Origin of the sequence: Psychrobacter sp. UBA3068, assembly GCF_002366815.1 — a bacterium.
In the GTDB taxonomy this organism is placed as follows: Bacteria; Pseudomonadota; Gammaproteobacteria; order Pseudomonadales; family Moraxellaceae; genus Psychrobacter; species Psychrobacter namhaensis.
Genome location: NZ_DFBY01000047.1, coordinates 34880 through 57510 on the forward strand (window position 1 = coordinate 34880; position 22631 = coordinate 57510).

Below are 22631 nucleotides of genomic sequence, written 5' to 3' on the forward strand. Positions count from 1 at the left end.
GTTGATCAAGTCAAAAAAAAGGGTGAATAACAATGAGCTGTTATTCACCCTTTTTACGTTTGTCAGCAATGTTTTACGGTCAAGCTATTCATTAACAGCCAAGTTTACCTTCAGCTTCTAGTGCCTTTTTGCTGCGAATAGGCGCAGGACAGTCTTCACCGTAGTACTGGCGATCAGCGAAGTAGCTTGAGCGTACCATTGGGCCCGCCCAAATGCTAAAGAAGCCAATCTTTTTGCCGTAATCCATATACCGCTGGAACTCATCAGGATGCACGTAACGATCAACTGGTGCATGATTTTTACTTGGTTGTAAATACTGACCAATGGTAATCATGTCAACGTCATGTGCTTTTAGATCATCGAGTAGGGCATAAATCTCTTCTTCAGTCTCACCCAGACCCACCATAAAGCCGCACTTGGTGGCGATATCCGGACGACGCGCTTTATAAATCTTGAGCAAATCGAGTGAATGCTGATAGTCAGAACCCGGACGGAAGGCTTTGTACAAACGTGGCACCGTTTCGATGTTATGGTTAAAGACATCTGGCGCGGTTTCGGTCAATAAGTCTAGCGCGATGTCCATACGACCACGGAAATCTGGCACGAGTATTTCAATCAAGCAGTTTGGACTCAATGCTCTTGACTCGTTCAGTACTTCTACGAAATGGGCCGCACCGCCATCTTTGAGATCATCACGATCGACAGAAGTAATCACGGCATACTTGAGCTGTAGGCCTTGAATGGTCTCAGCCGTATGACGCGGCTCATCGGCATCTAGTGCATTGGGGCGGCCATGTCCGACATCACAAAACGGGCAGCGACGCGTACAGATATCACCCATGATCATAAAGGTCGCTGTCCCATCTGCAAAGCACTGCGGCAGGTTAGGGCAGGCGGCTTCTTCACAGACGGTATAAAGTTTTTGTTCACGCAAAGTTGCTTTAATGCGAGCCACTTCGGCAGGTGAAGACATTTTTACCCGAATCCAGTCAGGCTTTTTCTTTGCCTCGACCGTTGGGATGACTTTAATTGGGATACGTGCAACTTTGTCATAGCCACGTAGCTTTTCGCCTTGGATGGCTTTTTTTGGTTTGGCCTTGGCAGCAGGGACATGCGTTTGTACGGCAGTTGTCATAATAAAGTTATCTCTTAACCCTTTATATTATAAGGGTTTATGTAATGAGCAGAATGTTTTATGAATGGCGTTATTATAGCAGAAATTTGGCAGTTGATTTTCAAACAATATCGTTAAGATTATTCTCTTGTTAAGACTACTACGATTACTCTAGCGACCATAGTTTTAAATATCTATGTCAATTCCCATCTCATTCAGTACATCTATGGCAGCGCGGAAAGCCTCTTGGGTGGCGGGTGCACCGCAGTATGGCAAGCTGTGCATCAGCACCTCTCTAATCTCAGCGACACTAGCGCCATTGTTGATGGCGCCGCGTATATGACCTTTCAACTCATTTGGACTTTTTTGCGCAATTAAAAAACCAATGGTGATCAAGGAGCGATACTTACGCGGTAAGACGGAATCATCCTGCCACGTGCTGCCCCATGCATGCTCGATGATCCAGTCTTGTAGCGGCTGAGTGAACCCTGTTGCCCCATCAAGTGAACGCTTTACATGCGGCTCACCCATGACCTCAGTGCGTACCTGTAGACCATTTTCATAGTTGGTCGAGCGGTTTTTAGTATTATCATCCATATCATCGTCCTTTTTATTTTTTAAAAATAGCTAAGAGTACACTGACATAATCGCTATTATGTATCGATGCCGGTGCAAAAAGCCACGTAACCTTCATATGGTGTCTACTCACTTAGAAAGCAACTGCTCATTCATAACGGCAATCAGTAGTATGTCAGTTGCCACAAGTGATACAGGCATATTATGGATGGCACTATTTTTATAATAAATGTCCGATATGGCTCTATTATGAGCCTTTTCAGAGCTGAGCCATTAACATTTAGAGCGTTTTAAGCTATGATTGCACGGATAATTATTCCCTATAGTATATAGACGAAGGCTGTCATGCTGACTACCCACGTAATGTGCTAAACCCAACTGACGAGGACGACTATTGTGTTAGAAGCTTATCGTAAACATGTCGAAGAACGTGCTGAGCTAGGAACTGTACCCCTACCATTGAACGAAAAACAAGTGGTAGAGTTGGTTGAACTGATAAAGAACCCACCAGCAGGCGAAGACGCGTTCTTAATGAATCTGCTAGAAAACCGTATCCCTGCTGGTGTTGACCAAGCGGCATACGTTAAAGCGGCATTCTTAGCGGCTATCTTAAAGGGTGAGACATCATCACCACTTATCAGCAAGAAAAAAGCGGTTGAAATTCTAGGCACTATGCAAGGTGGCTACAACGTACAGCCACTCGTTGCCGCACTAGATGACAATGAAGTTGCTCAAGACGCTGCTGAAGCATTGAAAAAAACGCTATTGGTCTTTGACGCGTTCAATGACGTGACGGAAAAAGCCGAAGCAGGCAATAGCATTGCCAAAGAAGTGATCCAGTCTTGGGCTGATGCAGAATGGTTCTTGAACCGCGCTGAAGTACCAGCAAAAACCACTTATACGACGTTTAAAGTCACTGGCGAGACCAACACGGATGACTTGTCACCTGCGCAAGACGCATGGAGCCGTCCAGATATCCCATTGCATTCACTAGCCATGCACAAAAACTCTCGCGACGGCATCAATGCTGATGAAGAGGGCGTTGTTGGCCCAATGAAGCAAATCGAAGAGCTGAAGCAAAAAGGTCATCAGTTAGCCTATGTTGGTGATGTGGTTGGTACCGGCTCTAGCCGTAAGTCTGCCACCAACTCAGTATTGTGGTTGATGGGTGAAGACATCCCTAACGTACCAAACAAGCGCGGCGGCGGTCTCGTACTTGGTAACAACATTGCACCGATCTTCTTCAACACGATGGAAGATTCTGGCGCATTACCAATCGAAAAAGTAGCCGTTGATAACCTAAACATGGGTGATGTATTTGACATCTATCCGTATGAAGGCAAAATCACTAAGCATGATTCTGACGAAGTATTGTCAACGTTTGAATTAAACTCACCAACACTACTTGATGAAGTTCGTGCTGGCGGCCGTATTCCATTGATCGTTGGTCGTGGTTTGACGAACCGTGCTCGTGAATATATGGGTCTTGGTCATTCTGACGTATTTGCTAAGCCAGAAGAGCCAGCTGATACTGGTAAAGGCTTCACCCTAGCACAGAAAATGGTTGGTAAAGCATGTGGTCTAGAAGGCGTACGTCCAGGTATGTACTGTGAGCCTAAAATGACGACTGTTGGCTCTCAGGATACGACTGGTCCAATGACGCGTGATGAGCTAAAAGATTTGGCATGTTTGGGTTTCCAAGCAGACCTAGTGATGCAGTCATTCTGTCATACTGCTGCTTATCCAAAGCCAGTTGACGTTGAGACTCAGCACACACTACCTGACTTTATCATGAACCGCGGCGGCGTAAGCTTACGTCCAGGTGACGGTATCATTCACTCGTGGTTGAACCGTATGCTACTTCCAGATACCGTTGGTACTGGTGGTGACTCACATACTCGTTTCCCAATGGGTATCTCGTTCCCAGCGGGTTCTGGTCTAGTTGCTTTCGCAGCTGCAACTGGTGTAATGCCACTTGATATGCCTGAATCTGTTCGTGTTCGTTTCGTTGGTGAGCGTCAAGCTGGTATCACCCTACGTGATCTAGTACATGCTATCCCTTATCAAGCGATCAAAGAAGGTTACTTGACCGTTGATAAGAAAGGTAAAATCAACGAGTTCAACGGCCGTATTCTTGAAATCGAAGGTCTAGAAGATTTGACCGCTGAGCAAGCGTTCGAACTATCTGATGCCTCAGCTGAGCGTAGTGCTGCTGGTTGTACCATTACCTTGTCTGAAGAGTCAGTGACTGAGTACTTAAACTCAAACATCACGCTACTTAAGTGGATGATCTCAGAAGGCTATGGCGATGCACGTACCATCAGCCGCCGTATCGAAGCCATGCAAGAGTGGCTGGCTAACCCAAGCCTCATGCGTGCTGATGATGATGCAGAATATGCAATCGACATCACTATCGATATGAGTGAGATCAAAGAGCCTATCCTTTGCTGCCCGAATGATCCAGATGACGCAAAAACCCTAGCTGACGTGGCTGGCGATACCATTGATGAAGTATTCATTGGTTCATGCATGACCAACATCGGTCATTTCCGTGCCGCTGGTAAATTGCTACAAGACGTGCCAGCAGGTAGCCTCAAGACTCGTCTATGGATTGCGCCTCCAACTAAAATGGATGCCCGCCAGTTGATGGAAGAAGGCTACTACAACATCTATGCACAAGCCGGCGCGCGTACTGAAATGCCTGGTTGTTCACTATGTATGGGTAACCAAGCACGTATCGCACCGAAATCTACTGCGGTATCGACCTCAACCCGTAACTTCCCGAACCGTTTGGGTCAAGGCGCTAACGTATACCTAGCGTCTGCAGAGCTTGCCGCTGTTGCCGCCGTACTTGGTAAACTGCCGACTAACGACGAGTATCAGCAGTATGCTGGCATGCTAAACAGCATGGGCGATGAAGTGTATCAATACATGAACTTCGACCGTATGGAAGACTATACGGAAGAAGCAGACAAGATCAACGTTGCTCAGTTGACCTAATACCTGGTCTGAAAACGTTTTTAAGTTTTACAGTTCTTATTTAAATAGAAACCCCGTATCGTGATGATGCGGGGTTTTTGTATCAGTAGTTTGAAGTGAGGTGTAGGCTTTAATGGTTAAATCACTTCCCCTGATAAACTGGCTTACGTTTCTCTATAAACGCCGTAACTCCTTCTTTAAAGTCATCGGTTTTTGCCAGCATGGTTTGCTGATCGACTTCCATATCTAGGGCTTCATTCAGGCCCATATAAGCATGGGTATTAATCATGTGCTTCATCGACGCTAGGGCTTTACCAGGCAGATTGCTTAAACGCGTTGCCAGTGCATGTACACTCGTATCTAAATCCTCTACACTCACGACTTCATTCACCAAGTTTAAGCGAGCCATATCGTCAGCTTTAAGCTTATCACCTAGCATCACAAGCTCGGTGGTTTTTGCCACGCCGATTAATTGATTCAGCAGATAGATACCACCAGCATCTGGAATCAGTCCAATATTGATAAAAGCTTGGACGAATTTTGAATTGTCAGCGGCGATACGAAAATCACAAGTGAGCGCAAGATTCATACCAGCCCCAGCGACTGCGCCTTCCAGTTTAGCAATAATGGGCTTATGAATATTACGCAGTTTTAAGCTGACTTCTCCGGCACCTTCTACCATGCCTTTTAGTTTATTTGAAATGACGTCCTTGTCTAAACCCTCAGACAGCATCTCTTTAATGTCACCACCGCTTGAAAAGTTGCCGCCAGCACCTTGCAAAATAATAACGCGAACGTGATCATCGGCCTCGGCTTTATTAAGCGCTTTTAACACGCCAGCTTTTAGGGGGGTGCTAAAAGCATTTAGGCTTTTTGGATCATTTAACGTGATGGTGGCAATGTGGTTTTCGCTTTTGTACTCAACGAGAGGGTGTGACATCTGATATTTCCTTATTTTAAATAATGATTTTTTGACGTTGCGGTGTAAAAATTGACGGTAACAAGTAACGCAGTGCTGATTACTATAGCAGCTTGCTATGATTATAAAAGCAGGTTTTGTGGGCGCTTAAGACACATCAAGAGGCTGGTTTAGTGCGATAAATGACACTAGAAGTTAATGTTTGCCTGCATACAGGCAGCAGAGGCATGAAAAAGGCTATTACCAAAAGCGTTATTGGATTGTGCTAAAATGTTGACATCTTTACTCTCTCAAACAAGGAAGTGGTTATGCCGACTATCAAGATTAATAATGCGGATATTTATTATGAGGACAGTGCGCCAAATGACGCGCAAAAGCCAGTGATGGTGTTCGCTCACGGTCTTTTATGGAACTCGCGGATGTATGACAAGCAAGTTGCGCACTTTCAAAAAGACTATCGCTGTATCGCTTTTGATTTTCGGGGTCAAGGCCAGTCGCAGATCACCAAGTCCGGCTATGATATGGACACACTAACGGAGGATGCGCTTGGGTTACTTGCGGCGCTTGATATTGATAAATGTCACTTTGTTGGGTTATCAATGGGCGGCTTTGTCGCACAGCGTATCGCGCTTAAGCGGCCTGAGCTGCTGCAATCGCTTATCCTTTTAGAAACCTCTGCTGACCCTGAAGATCCCAAAAACGTACCGCAGTATCGTAAGCTGGTAAAAGCCATTCGCTGGTTAGGTATCAAGCGCGTGAGTAACAAGGTCATGCCTATTATGTTTGGTAGTACTTTTTTGGCAGACAAGTTGCGTAAATCTGATCGTAAACAGTGGCTAGCGATGCTACAGGGTAATCGCAAAGGCGGCGTGATTAAGGCGACGATGGGCGTCATTGAGCGGACAGGCACCTATGAGCAGCTTGGTGACATCACGACGCCGACGCTCATTATCGTTGGTGATGAAGATGCCGCTACGCCTTATTCGAAGTCTGAGCGTATGCACTTTGCAATTGCAGGCTCAAAGCTTGCGGTTATCAAAGGCGCGGGTCATACATCGACGGTAGAAGAGCCGGATCAGGTAAATCGAGTGATGGGTCAATTTTTAGAAAATTGTGTGTAAAGTACTTAGTAATACTCTTTAGCTTTTAGCACCCAATGCTGAATAAAAAAGCCGCTATCAAAGAGTGATAGCGGCTTTTTTTGCACCATTTGTTATACATATTATTATTAACTGTTTGATCACTACAGTCGTGAGCTGTATTCGCTATTGCCGTCATCAATGGTGCCAAACACCTCGGCTCGGTTCACCACTTCAGTTGCCCAAGCGCGGTGCGTGGCAGGCTCTAGCATGGTATTGTTGTATTTAAACACCGCCTTGGCCTCGCTATGGAGTATCGCTTGCGCTTCATCCAAGGTGCTAAGTGGTACACAATAAGCTTGCTGTACCAACGCGATTTGGCTTGGGTGAATGACAGTTTTGCCGACCAAACCCAAGCTGACATCACGGGTCAACTCTTGCATAAACAGCGTGGGCTGGTCCAAATATTCAAAGACTGGCGCCGTCAAATAAAAACCATGCGGGACAAAGCAGCCAAGCAGTTGGTAGGCAAGCGTGCCGATAGGGGTGTCATAGACGATGCTGTCTTTAGGACGTCGCAGGCGCAGGGTGGCAAACAAGTCGTTGCCACCAATCCGCAGAGCAAAGATTGGCTGACTAAAGGCTTCTTTAAAGCCAATGGCAAGCTCTTGGTTGTGATGTGGGTTAAATAATGCGGCGGTCTCAAGTGTGGGCATTAACAATTGATCCGCACTCAGGTTTTGGCACGCCATTCGCCAATTGGATAAGCTGAACATATCAACTTTTGGCATGACGAAGCCGTCGATCAGATCGATATGGGCGTAATCTGCCAGCTGCTGTAGCATCATCGGATTGCGTGGACGTATAAACACTAATGGACGGGTCGGGTGCTGGGCTTGCGGCTTTGATTGTAGGCCAGCTTGTCTTGCTGGATTACTGATGCTATCCACGTGCGTCGCCCACGTATGGAGCAGCGTCTGCAAGCGCTCAAGTGCTAACTCAACGTCACTATGACTGACCGCATCTTCTAGACAAATAATAATACTATTAATCGTTGGTAATTTATCACGCTTAATGACTTGCCAAATATCTTGGCGAGTCGCCGGCATGTATAGACTGGCACCAAGCTGATAAGGATGATGGGTGTGCAACTTAACCATCGCATGACGCTCAGTAATCAGATGAGCATAAGACTGAGTATGGTTATAAAGGTTTGATTCGTGGGTTAGCATGTCTGACATAATTGGCATCGTAAATAGTGATAAATGAGTGGCTATAAAAGGTAGGATGTATGGTCTAAGAGACATGACTCAGTGGTGCTATTAAGTCACTTACACACCCCTATAAGCGTACTGTCGATTCATTATTTTTGGTACGTTGTTTGATGAGAGTAATGGCTTGATAAGGGAGTATTTTATCACCTAACACACTCATAGTGATGTTTCGCTGTGTACATAAATGTCTTAGCAGCACCGTATCGGGGTGATTGGCGGTTGCCAGTAAGATACGTTCAGGGTCACGGCGTAATATGGCTCGTGTTGCCTCGGCAATGGTCGGCTTAATACGGTTGCGATTGCTGATATTGTACTCTAACGCCAGCTTATCTATTAAGTCAGCGGTTTGGTAGCGCGGTTGCGGAAACATTGGCAAGTATTGGCATGTGTTAGATAATTCTCGCCGTGCTGCATCAATATGATCGACAAAGGCTAAGCTATGATCTGACTCAACTAAGTTATCATAAAAGACACTGCGATGTAGCCCCATTTTTGGGTCGGTATACAAGCTGCGTGAAATCAATCCGGACACCGTACTATTTAACAAACCCGATGGAATCAACCAGTCCTCCTCGCTAGCAGCCAGCCAAGCGACGCCCGCCGGATCAGCAAGGGTTAATAAAGGAGTCACATCGACACCTTGATGAAAAATATTGGCAAAATTGGGATGAGTAGGATCTCGAAACGCTTCTAAGCTACGGGTCAATTCTTGATAAATGGCCCCTTTACCTGTCCAGCCATCGACGAAGACAATAGGACTGTCTGGGTAGGCTGCTAACAATGTTTGTAAGGCTGTTGGGTCAAGACCACGGTCACGAATGATACTGATACCATAATGCACACTTGGTAGAGAGTAGCCACTAGCTGTGTCGGCAAGTGCTCTTTGTAATAATACGCCAATCGGCAAGCCTGCTCGCACTAAGCTGATTAAAACTAACGGTTGCTCATCAGTTACTTTTCGCTGAAAAACATGATGTAGGGTATAGGCTAAATTTGCGATATCAGTGGCTGTTCTCGTCGCCCCTTGCTCTAGTGCCTGTATGTAGAGCTGCTCATGCATCGCACTTGGTGCCTGCTCTAAGGTCAACATGTCTGAATAGTGACGTTGTCCACTTTGAATCAGTGCCTCTTTTTGACTGACGGGCACATCAGCAACCGCATCTTTATTGACAATATCAAGCAGGACGGTCACATCGCTGGCAAGATAGCTGCCTGAGCCGTAATTTTTTAGAGGGGCGCTTTTTGTGTTTGTGTTATTTAAAGTCATAGTAAGATATCAGCACTCATTGGAGAACAGTAAGGTTGCACGGTTGATGTTAAACAAACTACTCAGCATGACGTTGCTCATGCAACTGACCACGACTGGGCATACCGTACCAATCAAGCAGTTGCAAAAATGGCAGGTCAGCTAGGCTGTCCCCAAAACCAAAGCTCGGACGTTGATTGTCTAAATGGTTGGTTAATAAAAACTGCACGGCATGACGCTTATGAACCGCGTGTGGCAATATTGCCAGATTATTTGCGTTCACATGCACATAAAAGTGCTCATCAAAATCTGGTATTAACGTTGGCAGTTTCTGAGCCAAATCTGCCAGTATTTGATGGTTTTTTTGCGCATGTTTAATCGCCAAATAAATGGTCAGAGGGTCATGGTTAGCGCCGCTATCAGAGACGTCATTAAAGCTGTCAACGTGCGGTGTCAGTACCAAGTCATTAAAAGGATCACTGGCATTTTCAGAGTGCTTACCAATCAACGCTGTCAGCTCATATAACTTGCCTTGGATCGGAGCAAGGGCGTCATACATATGCTGCTGCCAATCGTTTAGCATTTGCCCGTTAGACGTTAAAATAACCGCGCCGTGGGCCAATACTTGCCAACTGGCAAAGGGCAGCTTAACACGTTTGATTTCACTACGGTCACGGGCGGTGACGACGATTAAATCAGTACTAGCGAGTAGCCAATTAAAGAAAGTGGTTTGACGCTGACTCATGAAGCTTAATGGCTCACCTTTTTTATTAACAGTGGCGCAAACCAAGTTTTCAGATTCAGCCGTTGGTAATTTCCACGCATCAATTTTACGCTGGGTTTGGAATAGGGTGTCGTCCAAGTCCATAAGCGCGTATGGTTTGGTGATGTTTGGATTGGATTCGAAAAATGGGGTGGTCATAAAAGTGTCCATAGATAATAGGGCGGAAAATCAGAGTGGGTGTGAGATGGAAGGACCCACCACCAATACGTTATTCAAGCGTTTCCACATATCGTCGACACTATCTGCTGCTGTCTCCACACACAGTACAATCAAATCCCATTCATTTGGTTCAACATTGTAAGCAAAATTGGTCATGCCAAGACCGTAATTATCGCTAAAGCTTAACATTGTCGTAATCGCGCCGCCAAGGGCAATCGGCGAGCGGGTCAACGCGCTAAATTTCACCATAGGGGTGGTTGCAGAGTCTTGCTGTTGAGCTTGTGTCTCAAGCCATTCTGCTAATAAAAAAGGTAACCAAACGAACTCGTTACTTCCCAGTACTAGGACTCTCTTTGGTAACTGAGCGGCATCAAAGCGTTCTTGATGACTAAATTTTGTAAACGCGGTTTGAAACCTCAAAAGATACTCAGCAAAACCATCTGTACTATTTAGCGTTGGAAAACGTCCCCAATTGCCCGTATCACCTAACGCCTGACTACCAGCCTCGGTCGTATCAACCGCTGGCATCGTAATGGGTTCAGGGTTAGGGGCATCCGTCCATTGCCAAGCGCCAGACAACAGGTGATGACGATGAAAGTCAACGCCCGCTAAGCGAGCAGCCATGCGCTCAGGCAACGCGCCCTCCAGCGTTGTGTCCGTCGTTGTGTCAGTGCTTTTTTGATCTAATGACCAATCAACCAAAGTGGTTAGATGTACTTGCTCTAATTGCGTGAGTCCAGCGTTACGTAGCGCAGTGACGACATTCACGCAAGTATTGCCGGTCGACGCTTCGTCATCCACCATAATTAGGGTTTTGCTAGCGAGTAATTGCTCTTGAGTATGGGTATCTGTACTTTGATAAATCAAATGCTGGCTGGCGTGACTGTGGTCTTCGTTAAATGTGGTCAGTAACGTATCGGTGCTACGGTCGTCATGTTGGGCATGACGCGTAGAGTTCAATAATAAAGCGTTAGGATAGCGCGTTTGTAGGGCTTGATGGACACCAGCGGATAAACCAACAGCCGTCTCTGCCATACCAATGACTAAAATGGGCTCAGGCAAATCACTAGGAACTAGATTTGCTAAGTCAGTAAAAGCATGACGCATCGTGTGAGGTGCGACTGGAATATGACGACCTAAGACTTTTGAGACGAATAAAAACGCCCGTTTTGGGTTAATACGCTGTGCAAACCCAAGCAAGTCTTCTAGTTGATAGCTGTCTTTTTTATCCGAGTCATTTTGCGCCGTTGCTTCGTTGGTCTGATAGGTCAAATCAAGAGTGCCGCGAGGTAAGGTAATGGTTGTACTCTGTTGCTTAGCTGACATTCGTATTCCTTGCGCTTTTAATTTTATATTGTTATCAGTTTTTAAGGTTGATAATCCACCAACCATAGCCCAGCGCCGCTTTTTTATTTAACGGCGGCGTGGTCAAAGTGAGCGTTTTGGTGAGAGCGTACTCTGATAACGTTCTTTAAGTCATTTGCTTAATAGGTGTTATTTTCTTCAATTTTGACACTCGTCATAATTGAGCGTACTTGGCAGGGCGTAATTTGCTGCCTGATATCAACCAGCTTCGGTTTATCGGTCAGTCCTAACCAATAAGAAAAACCGACTTGTGTTAAATCCACACCGCTGTGAATCGTATAACCAATGCCGCCGGAAGGACGGCTATTAATCTCCAGCACACGATGTTGACCATCATCATCGGCTTTGGTTTGTACACTCACGATGCCATCACAGCCAAAGGCTTTAATCAATGGAATGACGACATCCATGACGGATTGCTCGTAGCTGATATGCTGAATTTTCCCTGTTTTATAGCGTGTGATGGCGGCTAAAACGTCACCATATTCGCAGACCACATCGATAGAGTACTCTTGTCCAGATAAATAAGGCATAAGTAGCATAGGGATAGGGCGTTCATGAACCATTAGGCTGTTTGCATAGGCATTTTTAAACTGAGCCGTACTGATTTTTTTCTCTTCGGTGAAGTATAAATGCTCAAAGCTGTCATATTGCTCAGCCGCCTCTTTATCCGAATCAAGTCGCCAAAACCCTTGTGCGAAAATACCAGTGACGGGTTTGACACATAACGGCTGATGGCCATGTTCGGCCAGTAGAGCCTCAAGCTGTACCATATTATCAAAGCGCCAAGCATCAGCGACGGGGATGTTGTGCTGATGACAGTGTTGCATAAAGGCAAACTTGTCATCGATCGACTCCAGTGCCGATACGCTGGTTGCGCCCGTCAATAGACGAATACCTGCTGCGGCAAATGTTTCGCGGTGCGCTTCATAATCAATACCATTGCGACCAGTCAGCAACACCTTAACCTTGCTCTGCTGGGCTTGCTCCAATACGAACTGCCAGCGAGGTACAGCAGACTCACTGGTCGGCAGTGTGTCGTCGTCTATAGCCGCTTTATGTGGCTCACGATAAGTGCGATCAGCGAACTCAAAAATCTCAGGTCTATCATGACGGTGTGAGGCGATAATGGTAAACGGGGTATCAGAGTGGGCTTTTAACGTTTGTAGGCTGGCCAACATATCGCGCTGGCTTGACTGACCTTCAGCCAACCAAGCGGCTGTTGACGTTATATGATTGCTATCGTTAGCAGGGTTATCCATAGTGCTCTCTTGTCATCAGTTTTAGATATCATTGGATAACTCAGTGTCGTCATCGCAAAACCATTAGCAATATAAGTAAGACCCCAATTTGGCTTAGCAAAGTGGAAAAAACCAAGCCTTAATACTGCTGATAGCATGGACTATTATATACAAATGCTACGCGTTATAAACATTCCTAACAAAATAGCCTTAAGTATTTATACAGCGATTTCTTGACGGTTTTTAACAGCTCGTTGAATGGATAGGTAGATTAAAACAAAAACGCATCCGTGCTACTATGTGACGATAACCGGCATCATAAATACAGCGATATAATAAACCACTGAAAGGACATATCATGAGCCAAACCGAACCTCAAAAATTAATCGCAGGGGCCAATGCGCCACTACCGACGGATAATATTAGCATTCGTATTTTAAGCCAAAGCGCCATTGATTGCGCTGCTTATCGCCTGACTACTGACGGTAAGGTACGTGGTGATGGCGACATGATTTTTTATGGGCAAACCCGTAGCGATGACGGTAGCGTTAGCTTCCGAGGCCATGATAGCGATGGATTTTTTGATATTAATTTACCAGCGCAGCCTGCGAGTATTGAAAAAATAGCGCTCGCTTTTTCTAGTGCCCAAACGCTAGCGCAAGTCGGTGATGTAGATATTCAGGTATTGCAGGGCAGCCAAGTACTGATGACTTGTCAATTAATTGCTACTGGGCGTAACGAAAAAGCGATTATCTTAGCTGAGTGCTATCGCCGGCAGGGCGGCTGGAAGTTTCGTTTTATTGCTCAAGGTTTTGAGGGCGGGCTAAAACCATTGTCTGAGCACTTCGGCGTTGACATTGCCGACGAAGCGCCAGCTCAGCCTCAAGCTCAAAACCAATCACAGAATCAGTCTCAACCTATCAACACGCAGCGTCCAATCAATACCCAAAAAGCGGGTAGTGCCTCACCATCTAACACGCCACCGCCGATCCCAGCCAGTCCCTCAATCAATTTAAGTAAAATCACTTTAACCAAAAATCAATCTAGCATCAATCTTAAAAAGCGCGATGATTTTGGTAAAATCTCTGTCAACCTAAACTGGAATCAGCGTCCAGAGGTGGATAAGCAAGCACCTAAAAAAGGGCTATTAGGCGATTTGTTTAAGTCGCATAAAGCAGGGGGTATCGATCTTGATGTCGGCGCGATGATTCATCTGAAAAACGGAGAAAAGACGCTCATTCAAGCGCTAGGCAATCGTTTTGGCAGTTTGCAATCCGCGCCTTATGTTTGCTTGCGTGCTGATGATAGAACGGGACAAATAAGCGGCGGTGAGTGGCTCGATATCAACGGTCAGCAGTGGTCGCAGATTGAGGAAGTCTTTATCTTTGCCTTTATTTATGATGGCGCGCCAAATTGGGCGCAAACAGATGGGGTAGTAACCATTCATGTGCCAGAGCAGCCACCGATTGAAACGCGTCTAACAGAAGGGACAGGCAATTTGCCGATGTGTGCCATTGCGCGTTTGGTCAATCAGCAGGGCAGTATTAATGTTGAGCGTATCAATCAGTACTTTCAGGGGCATCAAGAGATGGATAAAGCCTTTCATTGGGGGTTTAGCTGGAAGCGTGGACGTAAATAGCTTTTAATAGTGTTCTTTTACACAAACAATCAGCCCGTCTAATAGTAGACGGGCTGATTGTTTATAGATCTATGAATGATAGCTCTATGAGCTGTCTTCAGGCAAGCGGCTTAAGCGTGCGGTGTGATAGCCGGCATTAAGTCATGGAAGGTACGACCAGAAGCCGTCTCACCAATTGCATGCATTTTCCATTCATTATTGTGGCGATACACTTTTGCCATAATCATCGCCGTGTGCCCGCCTTGCGCCGACAAGTTATAGCGTGCGACCTCAGCGTTATTATTGGCGTTAATAATACGACAGAATGCATTTTCTACCGTTTCAAATGTCTGCCCAGTAAAGCTATTAACGGTAAATACGAGCGATACAACGTTAGCAGGTACTTTTGAGAGGTCAACGTTGATGACTTCATCATCACCATCACCGGCACCAGTGCGGTTGTCACCTGTATGAACGATGCTGCCGTCTTTTGATTTGAGCTGACTGAACCAAATGGCATCGATGGCTTGTTTGTTACTATCGAACATGATGCAAGAAGCATCCAAGTCGATAGAATCGCCGCCGCTACCACCACCAAATAACTTGCCTAAGAATCCCCCTTTTTTGTCTTGTGGGCCTTGTGCAACATCCCAGCCTAGACCCAGTTTTACTTGGGTAAGCTCGCCGCCAGCTTCTTTGTTGAGGGAGATTTTTTGTCCCTTTTGTAAACTAACTGCCATGTGATACTCCTTATAATAATTGTGAATTGAGAGCTGAGTAAATCTAGAGTTACGAAATACAGTTATAAAATATTATCTAAAAAACCACCACCGCCGCCGCGTCCGCCTGAGCTAGTGCCTAAGATGCTTTGTAGCCAGCCTTGATAACTGTCACGATTGCGCGAACAAATAATGACCTTACCTGTACCTGAGAAGTTCAGTACCATCCCTTCGCCACTGGTGACCGAATTGATAATATTGCTCATGATGCCTTTTTTCTTACTGGTCGATACGGACAGCTTATAATCGAGGTTTGAGTCCCAACATACCACATGACCGTTGTCGATAATCACATCTTTATCAGGGGTCACCTCAATCTCAAACAGCGAGCCAAAACCTGACACAACTACTTGACCTTGACCTTGTGTCTGCATGACCATAAAACCGCCCGTATCCCCAAACACGGCTCCGCCTAAGTTACGCTGAATATTGGCTCTGATATCGACGCCTGTCTGGGCGGCAACAAAGGCGCCATCACTCAACGTATATTGCTGTTTTCCGACATCGATGATTTGCATGTCGCCGTCCAGTGTCGGCGCAAGCAAACAGTCGCCTTCACCATGCACAGCTTCGATCTGCTGCTGAAACAATGACTCGTCGTTAGCAAAGCGGCGCATCAATGACTGCATAAGGCCACCTTGCAGTTTACCTTTTAGCTCAAGATTAGACTCCATCATGACCATCGCGTTGGCTTCACAATAGATTGAATCGCCTTTTTGTAGATTGCAGTGCAAAAAAGGTTCAATGGTACCGATTAAGCTAAACGTTGCGGTCATGAGTAGCCAGTCCTTATTCTAATGTCTGTAATATGGGTGCTTGATAGATAGGGTATTAAATAATGGATTCTTTCAACGTCTTTTCTCTGCTTGCTGAAATTTGCGTGAACCAATTACATCGAAAGCCATCAAACGCTTCAGTAGGGCGCACTTGATGGCTTATCTACAGTGCAATCAGACGTCTGATTGCACTCACTAATTTATGAAACGATAAAGGGTAATTTTAGCGTTAAACGTTGACGCCATAAGAGGCCGCTAATGGACCAAGACCGCCACTGAAGCCTTGACCGACCGCGCGGAACTTCCAGTCGCCACTGTGACGATATAATTCGCCAAAAATCATCGCAGTTTCGGTACTGCCATCTTCTGATAAGTCGTAACGAGCAATTTCAGCGTTACCAGTGTCGTTTATAACGCGGATGTAAGCGTCACCAACTTGACCAAAGTTTTGGTTACGGCCTTGACCTTCATAAATGATAGCGCAGATCGCTACTTTACTGACATCAGCTGGGATGTTAGCAAGGTTGATTTTGATTTTTTCGTCATCGCCATCACCTTCGCCAGTACGGTTATCACCAGTATGTTCAACGGCACCGTTGTCTGATTTTAAGTTGTTAAAGAAAATGAAGTCTTGGTCATTACGAACTTTACCAGCTTCATTGACCAAAAAACCAATCGCATCCAAATCAAATTCTTGGCCATCAGTGGCACGTGGATCCCAGCCAAGACCGACTGTAATATTGGTTAAACCTGGCGCTTCTTTTGATAAGTTTACGTTGCCGCCTTTTGTTAAGCTAATAGCCATAGAAATATCCTTTGGATTAATAATTGAGTGGATTGAATTATAAGAAAAACGAACTAAAAATAGGTCAGTGAGTAGCGTATGAACCTCAGTGTTTAAATAAATATACCCGTACGCCGTGCCCTGTCTATCGTTACGTTTTACTATACTAAGCGTTTGCTTAGTAAGCAAGTCGTATTTTGTGTGACTATATGACATCTATCTTTCTGTTTATAACAAAGTGATGTTGATGTTATTGATATAACAGACGTAGTTTAGTTATTTATCTGAATATGATTTATAATAGCGCGCTCAGGTTCCCTCTACCCTGATGTAAAAAAAGGCCACTTTATGACTATTAGTACTGTTTTGACAACCCCCATTGAACCCATTCGCTATAGCCGCGCTCTATTTTGGCTGGTCAGCCTGCATATCTTTATCATCGCTAGTAGTAACTACTTGGTGCAGATACCTGTGGAGCTGTTTGGCTTTATCACCACATGGGGCGCGGTCACTTTTCCTTTTATCTTTTTGATTACTGATTTGACCGTGCGTGTCTTTGGTCAGCATTTAGCAAGACGCATTATCTTTTTTGCGATGCTGCCTGCGCTGGTGATTTCTTATTATTTTTCAGTGGTGTTTTCAAATGGTCAATTTATTGGTCATGAGCACCTGTTAGATTTTAATCTATTTGTCTTTCGCATTGTGCTTGCAAGCTTTAGTGCTTATGTCGTCGGTCAGCTGTTAGATATCCAAGTGTTCAATAGATTGCGCCGTCTTAGCGTCTGGTGGATTGCGCCCTTAGCATCGACGTTTATTGGTAATCTGGTCGATAGCTTTTGCTTTTTTGCCATCGCTTTTTATAAGAGCCCAGACCCTTTTATGGCGTCGCACTGGGTTGAGATTGGCGCGATGGACTACTTGTTTAAGATAGTGATGGGCGTGTGTATCTTTTTACCGCTATATGGTGTGGTATTGGCAAAGTTGCAAAAAATGCTGGGAGGGAAGTAAAGATAATAAGGTGAATATAAGTAAATGGCTAATATAGTCAATCCTAAATAAAAATAGCACACACTATGCCCCATGCTACGGGTATTGATTTCGCGCAGCCTCTGTCGGCGTAGGCACAGCACGCAAGGGAAATTAATACCCGTAGCACTGTACCTATTTTAAAGTGTGTTAACTATACTGCTTTGTATCGTTAGAAAGGACTGCGTTCACGGTTATAAAAAGTCATCTTAAAGCAGCGTTTTCAATAAGTGCTAGAGAGTTGTCAGAAGTAATAGATACGATAAAAAACACTTAGTGTGCAAACGCTATATTTATCCAGATACCTGTGGACTTCAAAAACGTATATAAAAACAGGTCATACCAATTGCTTGATATGACCTGTTATGAATAACGCTTTAAGTTTAAGGAAAAAAGTGGTCACTTCAGTACTTCAGATTATCTAAACACTAGGTAATCGACTTTGCTTCTTGCTTACGATGTCTAAGTGACGCCCATAACGCTAAACCAATAAAGGCAATACCGATAAGACCAGTGATCAACTCAGGTACGTGGAACTTCACAGATAGGAGCATAATGATTGCCAAGGCACCGATGGCATAATGCGCGCCATGTTCAAGATAGATAAACTCATCCAGCGTTCCTTTATCGACCAAAAAGATAGTCATAGAACGTACGAACATCGCACCAATGGCCAGACCCAGCATAATAACGATAACGTCATTGGTAATGGCAAACGCCCCAATCACACCATCGAAACTAAAAGAGGCATCAAGCACTTCTAAGTATAAGAAACCAATAATACCGCCTTTCATAATGGCGCTAGTTGCCGCACCAGTACTATTGCCCTGCGCATCCAATTCTTCTTCAAGATCGCCCTCAAGCATACCAGAAACTACTTGTACACCTAAATAAACCAAGATGCCCCAAACTCCCGCGATCAACACGGCAGAAGCTTGTTCAGCGGTTGCCCAAGACACTGAGATCATTAAGACGATAAGCGCAACGAAGACGCTCATAGCATCCACTTTGCCCAGCTTGGCTAAACGGCTCTCTAGCCACTCAAACCAATGCACGTCTTTGTCATCGAACACAAAGTTTAAGAAGACAAGTAGTAAGAAAATACCACCAAAGGCTGAAATTTCCGCATGGTGCGCCATTAATCTTGCTGAATACTCTTCAGGATTGTTCAATGCCAAATCGATAACCTGCATCATGCCAAGATCTGCCGTGACGGCGACGATGACAATAGGGAATACCAAACGCATACCGAATACAGCGATCAAAATACCAACAGTTAAAAATATTTTTTTCCAAAATTCGTCCCAGCCCTTAAGGACTGAAGCATTGACCACCGCATTATCAAACGATAATGAAATCTCCATGACGGCCAAAATAGCGGTAATAGATAAGGTGGCTAACATGCCGCCAATACCGCCATGTGAATATCCCCACCATGCCGCTACCGCTAAGGCAATGGCCGTGAAGATAAAGTCTAAATAAAAATGTCTCATGACACATCCTGTCTGGTTGCGTAAAGCTAAGGTCGGTCTAGTATAGACACACACCACAAAAAAGCGGCTATTGCTAACCACTTTTTATACATAAATTCAAATGAAACATAGCGCATTATTGGTCATTTGGCTACCAATAATTGTGGCTATTTTGCAACTATAAATGTCGTAAAATTTGGATAAGTTAGCTGTGCCAATAGTCGCTTAGACATCAGTAGATAAGTGATCTAAATGTCAACGCCATACTGCTGACACATGGCTTGTAAGCCGCCTGAATAGCCTTGACCAACGGCACGGAATTTCCACTCTCCGTTATGGCGATACACTTCGCCGAACACCATTGCGGTTTCAACAGAGTAGTCTTCTGCCAAGTCAAAACGCACGACTTCCGTACCCGTATCTTCGTTCACGACGCGAATAAAAGCGTTGGCTACTTGACCAAAGTTTTGATTGCGAGCAGCAGCCTCATGGATGGTCACGGTGACGACAATTTTATCGACATCAGCAGGTACTTGGGTAAGGTTTACTTTGATGAGCTCATCATCGCCATCCCCTTCACCAGTACGGTTGTCACCAGTGTGCTCAACCGCGCCATTGTCAGATTTCAGTTGGTTATAGAAGATAAAGTCGTGATCGCCACGCACTTTGCCAGCCGTGTTTAATAAAAAAACACTCGCATCAAGATCAAATTCAGCACCGGAGGTCGCGCGTTCATCCCAGCCAAGACCGATCAGCAGCTTGGTTAAATTTGGGTCGGTTTTCGTTAGCGATAAGTTACCGCCTTTATTCAATGATAAAGCCATGGTGTTGTCCTTGTTGTTAGCGTCAGTGAGTTATTTTATAAAATATTCGACATAAAAATAATGAGAACAAAAGCAATGAGCCATCATAACAACAAAAAGTGACCCAATCAAAGCTGATTAGGTCACTGTTATGTTTCATATAAGTTGAGTATTCACGCTAAGGTGAAGCCGCCAAGGCAGCGTTCATTGGTATTTGCACTCAGCTAAAAACGCTCATTCACCAATGCCCACTTACAAACTTTGGCGATGACGAATCTCAAAACTTTGATGTATGGGTTTTTTGATATTAAAGTCAAAACCTATCGTTTTTTGGGTGATATCAGTGATGTCGTAGCGTTCGATCAGCTGCTCATCTAACTCAAAACGCGTAAAGTTATTAGAGAAATACAAGACACCATCAGAGGTCAAACGGTTCATTGCACGATTGATAAGGGCAGCATGGTCGCGTTGTACGTCAAAGGTGCCTTGGAATTTTTTGGAATTAGAAAAGGTCGGTGGATCAATAAAGATAACATCGAATTGCTCGGTATTGTCTTTAATCCACTCAAAAATATCGGCGGCAACGAATTGGTACTTATTGCGGCTGACATCCAAACCATTTAACACAAAGTTTTGTTTGCCCCAATCCAGATAGTTTTGTGACAAATCCACACTGGTGACTTTTTTAGCGCCTGCCAGTGCCGCATGCACACTCGCTGTACAAGTATAAGCAAATAAGTTCAATACTGCTTTACCGCGGCTGTTGTCTTTAATACGGGCGCGCATATTGCGATGGTCAATGAACAATCCTGTGTCGAGATAGTCAGTAAAGTTGACATAGAAATAGGCACCATCTTCACGAGCGACATAAAATTTGCCACGCTTTTCTGTGCTGCCTTGTTTGCTGTATTGATCATTTCCAGATTGACGCGCTCGTGTTTTGATAAAGATTTGCTCGCGGTTGATATCGAACACTTCACGAATGCCCATTAACGCTAAATTGAAGCGTTTCTTTGCGGTCTCTGGCGGAATGGTTTTGGGCGGTGCATATTCTTGTACATGGGCATAGTCGCCATAAAGATCGATGGCTACCTTAAAGTCAGGCAAATCAGCATCGTATACACGAATATTGCTTACATTGTCTTTTTTCGCCAATTTTTTTAGTTTCGCAAGATTTTTTTGCAAGCGGTTAATGAAGTCTTGGCCGTCTTCCACTGCAATCTCACGCTTCTCAAAGCGACTGACAAGGTTGCCAGTCTGTCCCGCTATCAACGCCCCATAACGGAAATACACAGTGATGGCACCATTGTGACAGCGCAAGGTTTTTGGGTCTTTAATAGGTAAGATATCGACTTGTTCGACGTTGGACGCCAATATACCAAGCATCGGATCGATTCCGCTACCTGCAAAACTGTCTTGTAATATAAGCCCCAGCGCATGGTATAGCGGCTTAATCATCTCTTCATCACCCAAACGCTCACCATAAGGCGGGTTGGTGATAATAAGAGGATTAGTCAATCGACCATCATCGACCAGTGGCTTTAGAACCGTACTGAGTTGATCCAAGGCACGGGTCTCAATGTCGAGTAGCGGTAGCAAATCTTGCAACCCTGCAGCGATGAGGTTTTTTTCTGTCGCGATGATGGCGCCGCTGTCGGCATCGAAGCCCAAGATCAGCGGTAAGGTATCGGGTTGCTCATTGGCAATCTCTAACGCTTCACGAAAACGTGTCTGGGCGTCATCAATCATCTCTTGCCACAGCGCCTCATCATGATGTTGCCATTGGTAAAAACCAAATTGATTGGCCGCTTTATCGATACCGACTGCATAATCGCAATGCATGAGTAGCGCTTCAATAATAAAGGTCCCAGAGCCACACATCGGATCGACTAAAGCATTATAAAAAGGCGCATTGCCTGCTTCATTTTTTTTATGCCAGCCGGCGCTATAAAGTAGGGCGGCCGCCAAGTTTTCTTTTAACGGCGCTTCGGTCATCGCGACGCGATAGCCTCGGCGATGCAAACTGGTGCCTGACAAATCAAGATACAGCTCAGCTTGCTTGTCATTTACGGTCGCAAAGACAGAAAAGTCTGGGTTTTTGCTGTCGACGTTAGGACGGCTGTCGTAAACTTCATTAAACGTATCAGCAATCGCGTCTTTGACACGCAGCATTGCAAACTGTTGACTGACAGCGACGCGCTTATCGACGGACAAACGAATCGCAAAGGTTTGCTCCAAACTAAACTGCTCAGTCCAATTGACTGATTTTGCCAAACCATAAAGCTGCTCGGCCACATCGTATTCCATATTGATGTTTTTGCGTTTAATGAGCATTAGTACCCGCGAGGCCACACGTGACCACAGACAGATAGTATATAGATCGCGTAAGTCACCCGTTACTGAGAGACGGCCCGTACTTTTGATTTCGCTTGTAATACCAAAACTTGTCAGTTCAGTCTGTAGCGGTGCCTCAAGCCCATCGGCACAGGTGATGATAAGATCAAGCGATAACGCTGATGAAGAGGCGGGGGCGGTTGCTAGGGTCATACGGATACCTGTGGGCTAAATGGACAAAATGCAAAAAATAAAATAGACGGTTTAACCCGTAATTTTACCATAATTCAGGGTAGGATGGTT

18 protein-coding genes are annotated in these 22631 nt (G+C 45.0%); 4 read left to right on the forward strand and 14 right to left on the reverse strand.

Going from position 1 to position 22631, the window contains the following annotated elements; all coding sequences use genetic code 11:
- Window positions 1-91 precede the first annotated feature (91 nt).
- Complete coding sequence (gene lipA / locus B2P60_RS11025; protein ID WP_286741355.1) at window positions 92-1135, reverse strand: lipoyl synthase; 1044 nt, start codon at window positions 1133-1135, stop codon at window positions 92-94.
- 165 nt (window positions 1136-1300) lie between these two features.
- Entirely contained in the window at window positions 1301-1711 is a 411-nt protein-coding gene (locus tag B2P60_RS11030) for a carboxymuconolactone decarboxylase family protein (protein WP_286741357.1), read from the reverse strand.
- A 375-nt stretch (window positions 1712-2086) separates the two neighbouring features.
- Here B2P60_RS11030 and acnB point away from each other — a divergent pair, with 375 nt between their 5' ends.
- Window positions 2087-4690, forward strand: a complete 2604-nt coding sequence (gene acnB, locus B2P60_RS11035; RefSeq protein ID WP_286741360.1) for a bifunctional aconitate hydratase 2/2-methylisocitrate dehydratase — start codon at window positions 2087-2089, stop codon at window positions 4688-4690.
- Between the two features lie 121 nt (window positions 4691-4811).
- On the opposite strand, the gene B2P60_RS11040 is transcribed toward acnB, so the two are convergent.
- Window positions 4812-5609 carry an enoyl-CoA hydratase/isomerase family protein gene (locus B2P60_RS11040; RefSeq protein ID WP_230708571.1) on the reverse strand — a complete coding sequence of 266 codons (798 nt, stop codon included), beginning with the start codon at window positions 5607-5609 and terminating at the stop codon, window positions 4812-4814.
- 287 nt (window positions 5610-5896) lie between these two features.
- Here B2P60_RS11040 and B2P60_RS11045 point away from each other — a divergent pair, with 287 nt between their 5' ends.
- Window positions 5897-6709, forward strand: coding sequence for an alpha/beta fold hydrolase (locus B2P60_RS11045; RefSeq protein ID WP_286741362.1), 813 nt, complete (start codon window positions 5897-5899; stop codon window positions 6707-6709).
- Window positions 6710-6831: 122 nt separating this feature from the next.
- Here the strand turns inward: B2P60_RS11045 and B2P60_RS11050 are convergent, their stop codons facing one another.
- The 5 genes from B2P60_RS11050 to B2P60_RS11070 form a co-directional block, all read right to left on the reverse strand.
- Window positions 6832-7908, reverse strand: coding sequence for an HpcH/HpaI aldolase/citrate lyase family protein (locus tag B2P60_RS11050; protein WP_286741363.1), 1077 nt, complete (start codon window positions 7906-7908; stop codon window positions 6832-6834).
- Between the two features lie 100 nt (window positions 7909-8008).
- Window positions 8009-9208, reverse strand: coding sequence for a cysteine protease StiP domain-containing protein (locus B2P60_RS11055; protein WP_286741365.1), 1200 nt, complete (start codon window positions 9206-9208; stop codon window positions 8009-8011).
- A gap of 58 nt (window positions 9209-9266) precedes the next feature.
- Entirely contained in the window at window positions 9267-10109 is an 843-nt protein-coding gene (locus tag B2P60_RS11060; protein ID WP_286741367.1) for an HAD hydrolase family protein, read from the reverse strand.
- 30 nt (window positions 10110-10139) lie between these two features.
- Window positions 10140-11456 carry a phosphoribosyltransferase domain-containing protein gene (locus tag B2P60_RS11065; protein ID WP_286741369.1) on the reverse strand — a complete coding sequence of 439 codons (1317 nt, stop codon included), beginning with the start codon at window positions 11454-11456 and terminating at the stop codon, window positions 10140-10142.
- 158 nt (window positions 11457-11614) lie between these two features.
- Entirely contained in the window at window positions 11615-12757 is a 1143-nt protein-coding gene (locus tag B2P60_RS11070; RefSeq protein WP_286741370.1) for an ATP-grasp domain-containing protein, read from the reverse strand.
- A 337-nt stretch (window positions 12758-13094) separates the two neighbouring features.
- Between B2P60_RS11070 and B2P60_RS11075 the strand changes: the two genes are divergently transcribed.
- The gene (locus B2P60_RS11075) at window positions 13095-14375 is read left to right on the forward strand and encodes a TerD family protein (RefSeq protein ID WP_286741372.1); all 1281 of its coding nucleotides are present in this window, start codon (window positions 13095-13097) and stop codon (window positions 14373-14375) included.
- 110 nt (window positions 14376-14485) lie between these two features.
- On the opposite strand, the gene B2P60_RS11080 is transcribed toward B2P60_RS11075, so the two are convergent.
- The 3 genes from B2P60_RS11080 to B2P60_RS11090 all read right to left on the reverse strand — a co-directional run bounded on the left by B2P60_RS11080 (window position 14486) and on the right by B2P60_RS11090 (window position 16714).
- Window positions 14486-15094, reverse strand: coding sequence for a TerD family protein (locus tag B2P60_RS11080; RefSeq protein ID WP_193005139.1), 609 nt, complete (start codon window positions 15092-15094; stop codon window positions 14486-14488).
- Window positions 15095-15156: 62 nt separating this feature from the next.
- Window positions 15157-15909, reverse strand: coding sequence for a TIGR00266 family protein (locus tag B2P60_RS11085; RefSeq protein WP_193005138.1), 753 nt, complete (start codon window positions 15907-15909; stop codon window positions 15157-15159).
- A gap of 229 nt (window positions 15910-16138) precedes the next feature.
- Window positions 16139-16714 (reverse strand): TerD family protein, encoded by a 576-nt coding sequence (locus B2P60_RS11090; RefSeq protein WP_193005137.1) that lies wholly within the window; start codon window positions 16712-16714, stop codon window positions 16139-16141.
- Between the two features lie 327 nt (window positions 16715-17041).
- Between B2P60_RS11090 and B2P60_RS11095 the strand changes: the two genes are divergently transcribed.
- The gene (locus B2P60_RS11095; protein ID WP_193005136.1) at window positions 17042-17701 is read left to right on the forward strand and encodes a 7-cyano-7-deazaguanine/7-aminomethyl-7-deazaguanine transporter; all 660 of its coding nucleotides are present in this window, start codon (window positions 17042-17044) and stop codon (window positions 17699-17701) included.
- A 446-nt stretch (window positions 17702-18147) separates the two neighbouring features.
- On the opposite strand, the gene B2P60_RS11100 is transcribed toward B2P60_RS11095, so the two are convergent.
- The 3 genes from B2P60_RS11100 to rlmKL form a co-directional block, all read right to left on the reverse strand.
- On the reverse strand, window positions 18148-19212 hold the full coding sequence (locus tag B2P60_RS11100) for a DUF475 domain-containing protein (protein WP_193005135.1): 1065 nt from the start codon (window positions 19210-19212) through the stop codon (window positions 18148-18150).
- A gap of 227 nt (window positions 19213-19439) precedes the next feature.
- Entirely contained in the window at window positions 19440-20015 is a 576-nt protein-coding gene (locus B2P60_RS11105) for a TerD family protein (RefSeq protein ID WP_193005134.1), read from the reverse strand.
- Between the two features lie 231 nt (window positions 20016-20246).
- Entirely contained in the window at window positions 20247-22541 is a 2295-nt protein-coding gene (gene rlmKL / locus B2P60_RS11110) for a bifunctional 23S rRNA (guanine(2069)-N(7))-methyltransferase RlmK/23S rRNA (guanine(2445)-N(2))-methyltransferase RlmL (RefSeq protein ID WP_286741373.1), read from the reverse strand.
- Window positions 22542-22631: the final 90 nt, after the last annotated feature.